This window comes from Agromyces sp. NPDC055658 (assembly GCF_053618155.1).
This window is the reverse complement of sequence record NZ_JBSHHD010000113.1, coordinates 1-1,277: the sequence shown is the minus strand read 5'-3', so window position 1 is coordinate 1,277 and position 1,277 is coordinate 1. Positions and strand designations below refer to the sequence as shown.

Sequence of the window (1,277 nt, the reverse complement as noted above, 5' to 3'; positions counted from 1 at the left end):
CGGCCTGATTGCCCGGGTCCTGGATGAGCCAGTTGATCAGACCGACCTTGGTCTCCATCTTCGGCACGAAACCGAACGACAGCAGGATCTCGGGCCGGTGGTCGGTGGTCTCGGCGAACTCGGTCAGGTATTCGACGATGGCGTCGGAGTACAGCAGCTGGGTCATGCCATACGTGGCGCCCTGCTCGCATTTGAAGTTGAACCGGCCCTGCTCGCCGTCACGGGTCGGGATCAGGATGGCGCCACGGTTGGGCACCAGCTCCTCATAGATCGACAGGGCATCGGTAGGGGCGACGCCCTCACCTTCGCCGTCCTTCATGGTGCGGGGCACGCCCACGAAGGCGATGCCGTCGAAACCGGCCCCGCTGAGGTCGGTCAGGCGCTTGCCCAGCGACTCCTGATCCAGGAACGAGGTGACCTGCGTGCACAGGCCGCGCAGGCCCGGCAGCTCGGGGCGCAGGATGTTCCAGTAGTCCAGGACATCCATCCGCGGCTCCATCTCGATCGGACGGTCGTCGTCCTCGTCGATCATCCCGGGGATCATGACGTGCTGTATCCGGCCTTCGATGCCGGTTTCGGCAGCAAGGGCGAGCACTTTCCGCGCCTCGTCGACGGGGTACTGCACGCCGCGTTCCAGGTTCGGCGGGACGAGTTCCAGCGCGATGGTGTTCAGGGGCACGAACTTGCTCCACATCTGACGAATACCTACCCGGCGGGCGGGCCACATTGCCCGTCACGGGCCGATGCCCGCATTCCACCGGAGACTCCACATTACGGAGGCCGGCTGGCAACCACACAGGTACCTCTCACATCTCATTCCGCGGGCAGCGTGAGATGCGCCGCAAAACGGGATCGTGGCGCTCGACCCCGCGAGAATGGTCGGGACATGACCGTTTCACTGACGCACACCGACGTGTACACGGCGCTCGGAATACCGCAGAGCGACTGGCCACAGATGTCCCGCTGGGCAGGCGCCCAGTTGGATGCCCGCTCCCGCGACGCACTCGACGCCTACATCGATGTCCTCATCGCCGACCGGTGCCGGCGCGTCGGCGACGATCTGTTGTCGCGGCTGATCCTGTACGGGTTGGGCGGCGTCGAGCTGGATGCCGACGAGCTCCGTGGCATCGTCGCGGCGTTGCTCGCACCGTGGTAAACCACCGGCATGGCTGAACGTGTGACCTTCCCCAGTTCGACGGGTCCGATGCTGGCGGGTGTCATCGACCTGCCCGATGGGCCGATCCGCGGCTGGGGCGTCTTCTCCCACGGGTTCACGC

The 1,277-nt window shown here is 65.7% G+C and carries 2 protein-coding genes and 1 pseudogene; 2 read left to right on the top strand and 1 reads right to left on the bottom strand.

Annotated elements, in window-relative coordinates; genetic code table 11:
• A partial coding sequence (locus tag ACWGPE_RS18925; protein WP_452049302.1) for a mycobacterial-type methylenetetrahydrofolate reductase occupies positions 1-694 on the bottom strand: 694 nt, incomplete at its 3' end.
• A gap of 192 nt (positions 695-886) precedes the next feature.
• Here ACWGPE_RS18925 and ACWGPE_RS18920 point away from each other — a divergent pair.
• Together ACWGPE_RS18920 and ACWGPE_RS18915 are read left to right on the top strand one after the other, a co-directional pair.
• Complete coding sequence (locus ACWGPE_RS18920) at positions 887-1,156, top strand: hypothetical protein (RefSeq protein ID WP_211156642.1); 270 nt, start codon at positions 887-889, stop codon at positions 1,154-1,156.
• Positions 1,157-1,165: 9 nt separating this feature from the next.
• Positions 1,166-1,277: pseudogene (locus ACWGPE_RS18915) on the top strand (alpha/beta hydrolase); the annotation flags it as partial.

What these genes read in the sequence shown, in the direction of transcription:
- ACWGPE_RS18920 (WP_211156642.1), top strand. Translation starts at nt 887, where the DNA reads ATGACCGTTTCACTGACGCACACCGACGTGTACACGGCGCTCGGAATA.